This window comes from Kitasatospora sp. NPDC057542 (assembly GCF_042801945.1).
Taxonomy (GTDB): domain Bacteria; phylum Actinomycetota; class Actinomycetes; order Streptomycetales; family Streptomycetaceae; genus Kitasatospora.
On the sequence record NZ_JBHVFE010000554.1, the window covers coordinates 1 to 5,356 of the forward strand.

Genomic DNA, 5,356 nt, shown 5'->3' on the forward strand with positions numbered 1-5,356 from the left:
CATCGAACAGGCCCAACCACCCGCTTCCAGCAACTGTGCCAACCACCGGGTGGCGGGACTCGAACCCGTCACTCATGAAGATCACCAACAGCATCCGAAAAGTGATCCAGAACCTGAAAACTGACCGCTGAACGGCGGATCAACGGTGACCCACCTCGCGATCGTCTGATCATCCTGATCTTCATTGAGGGTCAGGAGGAGAGGGCGATTTCCGTGGAGGACTGGGCTGAGATCCGTCGGCTGCACCGGGCCGAGCACATGCCGATCCGGGGGATCGCCCGGCATCTGGGTATCTCGAGGCGTGCTGGTGGGCCCGCACGATCGTGGAGTCGACCGAGACGTCCCAGTCGATCTCGCCTGCCGCGTCCGCTTCGGCCTGCACCTGCTGGAGCAGCCGTTCCCAGGTCCCGTCGGCCGACCACAGCCGGTGCCGCTCGTAGACGGTCTTCCACGGTCCGAAGCGCTCGGGCAGGTCACGCCACTGAACGCCCGTCCGCACCCGGTGCAGAATCCCGTCGATCACCTGCCGGTGGTCACGCCACCGGCCACAACGCCTGTTGCTCACCGGCAGGAACGGCCTCAGCCGTTCCCACTCGGCATCTGTCAGATCACCCCGCCCCATGCCCGGACCAACGAGCAAGGCAGGCGATAGTCACATGATCGGGCGGACAAGCCCTAGGTGCTCGGCGGGTGTCCTGCCAACACACTGCAGCTTGGCGATCACGAAGGGCGGCGTCTCACGACGCCTGATCACGATCCACAGCTGGAGTACCAGTGCCAGATCTGTCCGCCGTCCGTCCCTGGGAGACCTCGTGCGGACGGTTCGTGGCGGCCTACCGTGGCGGGGTGAGCGAGGAGATGAACGGGTGTACCGGGCGGGTGCTGGTACTGGTGCTGCCCGAGGTGAATCTGCTGGACCTCGGTGGTCCCGTGCAGGTGTTCGACGCTGCGGCGCATCTCGGCGGCGGCTACCAGCTGGAGTACGTCGCCGAGGCGGATGGTCTGCGGTCCGCCCAAGGCCTGCGACTGGCAGGGCTGGCACCGCTGCCGACGAGCCGGGCGGCAGCCGGTGATCTGGTGCTCGTGCCGGGCCCCCGGCTGACCGGATCCGACCGGCCGGTGTCACCCGCCGTGGTGCGCTGGGTGCGCGAGGCCTACGACGCGGGTGCCCGGGTGGCGTCCGTGTGCAGCGGTGCAGTCGTTCTGGGGGAGGCGGGGCTGCTGGACGGCAGGGCGTGCACGACCCACTGGTCGCTCACCTCGGCGATGCGCGACCGGTACCCGCGGGCCCGGGTGCGTGAGGCCGCGCTCTACGTGCACGACGGGCGGATCAGCACCAGTGCGGGCATCTCGTCGGGGATCGATCTCGCGTTGTCCCTGGTCGAGCGGGAGCGCGGCCCGGAACTGGCCGCGGGAGTCGCGCGTGAACTGGTGCTGTATCTGCGGCGGGACGGGGACGCGGCACAGATCAGTCCGTTCCTGCGGCACCGCGACCATGTCCAGCCCGCGGTGCACCGGGTGCAGGACCATCTGGCGCAGCATCTGGACGCCGCCTTCACCCTGCGTGAACTCGCCGGCATCGCCGGGCTGTCCCCGCGCGGTCTGACGCGGGCCTTCACCACAGCCGCCGGCATCACCCCGTTCGCCTACCAGCGGCAACTGCGGCTGGAGCGGGCCCGCACCCTGTTGTCCGGTACCGACCTGACGGTGGAGGCGGTCGCGCTCCGGTGCGGATTCCGCGACGCCCGGCAGCTGCGCCGGGTGGTCGCTGACGCCTTCGGAGCCCCGCCCTCGCTGCTGCGCGCACCACTGCGGCCGACTGTCTGACGGACCCGGCCTCCTCGGCGAAGGGCCTCTTTCCCAACTGCTTCCCCCCGCTTCTTCCCCCTTTTCCGTTTCCACGAGGGCCGACGGCACCGTGCTGCCAAAACGTGCCCGGATTGTTGAGGTATGTCTTGCTCGAGACGAGTTCCGGGCCGCGCAAGCGGCACCGGGCGCTGCGCCGTATCGGCTGGGTACTGCTGGGCACAGCCCTGGCGGCTGCGTCCTTCGCGGGGATCGCCTTCGCGGGGGTGAGCGCGTCGATGGCCGACAGCTTCGCCGCCGCCCCCCGCGGATCCGATGCCAGGGTGTGGCCGGCCGCCCGGCCGGTGCCCGAGGGCAGAACCACGGTGGCGGTCGCGGTCAGCAACGAGGGCTCCGTGGCCACCGATGTACTCGCGCCCTATCAGGTGTTCGCCGAGTCGCAGAAAATGTTCGTCTACACGGTGGCCGCCGAACGCCGCGTCTCCCCGCTGTCCGGCGGCGCCCATCTGCTGCCCGACCACACGCTGGCCGAGGTGGCGGACGGCACTCTGCCGGAACCCGACGTGGTGGTCGTGCCCGCCGTGACCGACCCCACCGGCGCGGGCGAGGAGCGCTTGCGTCAGTGGATCGTCGAACGCCACCGCAAGGGCGCCCGAATCCTCGGGGTGTGCGCGGGCTCCGAGCTGCTGGCCACCTCCGGTCTGCTCGACGACCGCGACGCCACGTCGTTCTGGTCCAACATCGGCTCCCTGGAACGCAGTTACCCGAAGGTCGACTGGAAGCGCGGGCAGCGCTACGTCGAGGACGGGCGGGTGACCACCACCGCGGGCGTCACCTCCGGCACCCTGGGTGCGCTGCGGTTGGTCGAGGAACTCGCCGGCAAGGCGGAGGCGACCCGTATCGGCACCGGTCTGTCCTACCCCGGCTGGACTCCGGACGGACCGACCACGATACCGGCCAACCATCTCGCCCTCGGCGACCTCCCGTACGCTTTCAACGCCGCGTTCCCGTGGCTGCGCCCCACCACGGCCATCGGCCTGGTCGACGGCGTCGAGGAGATCGACGCGGCCGCCGCCTTCGAGGGATACGGCGGAGTCTCCTTCGCCACCCGGACGCTGGTGATCGGCGCCGGTGACACCGTCACCACCCGCCACGGCCTGGTCCTCGTCACCCGGCCGGCGAAGGGAGGCGCCCACGGGGCGGATCGCTTCGTGGTGCCCGGCGTCAAGAACGCCTCCGGCCTCGGCAGCGCGCTGGGCGACTGGGCCCGCCGCAACGGGCTCGCCGCCGAACTGCCCGGCGGAGGACGGCGGTCCGGGGAGTTCGGCTTCGATCCGGTGCTGCGGGACCTTGCCGAGCACAGCGACCGTCGTACGGCGCTGGCCACCGCGAAGTTCTCCGAGTACCCCTCGGCCCACCTGGAGCTGACCGGCGCGTCCTGGCCCTGGCGGTCCACTCTGCTGGCCGCGGCGGCGGTCGTTGTGAGCGTGGGGGTGGGGCTGGCACCGACGGCGATCCGACACACGGTTCGACGACGGCGCCCCACGGCGTAGCTCCCCTGACGCTACGAGCGCGCTGGCATGCGCACCGGCGTGGAGTCAGCTCGGCGTGCTGGAGCGCTACCTCGGGGACGAGGGCGGGCGCTACGCGTCGTGGGCTTACCAACGAGTGCGCCCGCCGGCTGAGCCGCACCCTGGCGATATGCGGCGGTATCGCCCGGGTCAGGCGTGCTTGGGGTGGCCGGGGTGGGCTGAGTGGATGAGGAACTCGGGCCCGTACACATGGGCGCTATCATCCCGCAGGGGCTCGGCCATCAACTCCTGCGCAGCCGGCTTCAGCGCGTACATCGCAATGATCGACTGGCCCAGCGCGGCGTCGTCGCCGTCCCGCCATGCCTTCTCCATGAGGCTGAGCATCTCGGTGTACTTGTCGTTGAAGGCGGTGAGGAGTCCCTGCACCTTCTCCGTGGGGTTGGGCCAGCGCTCCGCCGTGAGCCTTCCCATGGGGTAGGTCTCGGGGAAGGGGACCGGATCCCCGATCCAGTCGTACGCCGTGGGGCCGGTGGGCGTGGGTACCAGCCTGTGCCCCTTCCAGATCTCACCGAAGCCGTAGTAGTGGGCCAACCGTCCGTCGGCGGTGGGGTCGTCGGGGAGGTGGCTGGTGCCCTCTCCCTGCTCCTTGATCACGTCGATCGCCTTCATGATCTGGTCGACCGACGTGAACTTCTCCAGCTTGTTCCTGCCGATCTGCCTCTCCATCTGATGGCCCGATCCGATCGGCGGTTTGACGTTGTCGAACGCGTCCCGCACGGCGTCGTAGAACTTTCCGATCGTGATCCACTCCTCGTACAGGGGCGCGAGCGGGCTCTCGGGCATCTCGATCTCCATGAAGACCTCCCGGACGTACGTCTGGGTCAGCCCCTGGAGATACACGTCGATCGTCGGCCGCACATTGCCCGGCAGCTTGCCGGGATATGTCGGGGCCGCGGCGAGGATGTGCGGCGTCTCACCGATCGCCGACAGCATGTTGCACGCCATCCCCATGTGGAACATCTCGTCGTAGACGACGCCCTTGATCAGTGCCTCGGCTTCGGAGCTCCTGGTCTTGATGGACCACATGCCGCACAGGTAGGGCGGCAGGGTCGACAACTCCAGGGCGATGGCGGACTGCAGACTATCCTTGATCCACTTCAGGTCGTGATCGGCCTTTGGGATCTCCATCAGTTCGGCGATCGGCATCGGCTTGGTGGCGAAGGTGGTCACGGCGGTTCCCGTTCGTTCGGCGGAAGCGGCGGGCAGGTCGGGTCAACGTGGACGAAGTCCAAGAAGAAGTTCTGGAGCCGATTGCGATAAATCAGAGCGACTCCGCACGCCGCTGAGTGCGCCCGTGATCGTTCCCGGGGTGGATCGCGGCAAAAGCGGTCAGACGGGTGAAGACTCCTTCGGCGTAGAGTCCCAAGAACGGTTGCCCTGAACAGAGAATTCACCGCTCCAAGATCACTCCATGGCGACTTTTGAGCTCACCTTGGAAGCGGCCGCAATTTCATCAGATGACCCCGATGACTTCCCCTGCCCCGACAAGCGGCTGCCCCGGGCTCTGGCCGAGCATGTGATGGCCCAGGTCGAACAGAGCGCCAACCTCGACCGCTGGCACACCCCCGACGGCCGGGTCCTGACCTTGATCCTCATGCGTTGCGGGCTGCGGGTCGGCGACGCCTGCCACCTGGCCTTCGACTGCATCATCCGGGACACCGACGGCGCCGCCTACCTGCGCTACCTCAACCGGAAGATGAAACGCGAAGCCCTGGTCCCCATCGACGAGGAGGTCGAGGGCGAGATCGCCGCCAAGCAGCAGCGCGTCCTTAAACGTTGGCCCGGCGGCCGCCGATGGCTGTTCCCGGCGCCCCGGATGAACCCGGACGGCACTCGGCCACTGACCACGCACTCCTATCGCGGCTAGTGTCCTGCGCCAGAGATCCGTCGTTAGATCGTTCATGAGTCCTTCTCCAGATGTTCCGGTGCGTCGTCGTGGTCCCGCGTTGGAGCCGTTG

4 protein-coding genes and 2 pseudogenes are annotated in these 5,356 nt (G+C 68.5%); 4 read left to right on the forward strand and 2 right to left on the reverse strand.

What is annotated here, in order from left to right:
• Nucleotides 1-207 precede the first annotated feature (207 nt).
• Nucleotides 208-300: pseudogene (locus ACFU7Y_RS39325) on the forward strand (helix-turn-helix domain-containing protein); the annotation flags it as partial.
• Here the strand turns inward: ACFU7Y_RS39325 and ACFU7Y_RS39330 are convergent.
• Nucleotides 296-622 (reverse strand): annotated as a pseudogene (locus ACFU7Y_RS39330) (IS5 family transposase); the annotation flags it as partial. The pseudogenes ACFU7Y_RS39325 and ACFU7Y_RS39330 overlap by 5 nt on opposite strands.
• 224 nt (nt 623-846) lie before the next feature.
• Between ACFU7Y_RS39330 and ACFU7Y_RS39335 the strand changes: the two are divergent.
• Together ACFU7Y_RS39335 and ACFU7Y_RS39340 are read left to right on the forward strand one after the other, a co-directional pair.
• Nucleotides 847-1,827, forward strand: coding sequence for a GlxA family transcriptional regulator (locus ACFU7Y_RS39335; RefSeq protein WP_224280275.1), 981 nt, complete (start codon nt 847-849; stop codon nt 1,825-1,827).
• Nucleotides 1,828-1,955: 128 nt separating this feature from the next.
• Nucleotides 1,956-3,359, forward strand: coding sequence for a DJ-1/PfpI family protein (locus ACFU7Y_RS39340; protein ID WP_380771243.1), 1,404 nt, complete (start codon nt 1,956-1,958; stop codon nt 3,357-3,359).
• 168 nt (nt 3,360-3,527) lie between these two features.
• Here the strand turns inward: ACFU7Y_RS39340 and ACFU7Y_RS39345 are convergent, their stop codons facing one another.
• The gene (locus tag ACFU7Y_RS39345; RefSeq protein WP_380771244.1) at nt 3,528-4,568 is read right to left on the reverse strand and encodes a ferritin-like protein; all 1,041 of its coding nucleotides are present in this window, start codon (nt 4,566-4,568) and stop codon (nt 3,528-3,530) included.
• Nucleotides 4,569-4,809: 241 nt separating this feature from the next.
• Here ACFU7Y_RS39345 and ACFU7Y_RS39350 point away from each other — a divergent pair, with 241 nt between their 5' ends.
• Entirely contained in the window at nt 4,810-5,265 is a 456-nt protein-coding gene (locus ACFU7Y_RS39350; RefSeq protein ID WP_380771245.1) for a hypothetical protein, read from the forward strand.
• Nucleotides 5,266-5,356 lie beyond the last annotated feature (91 nt).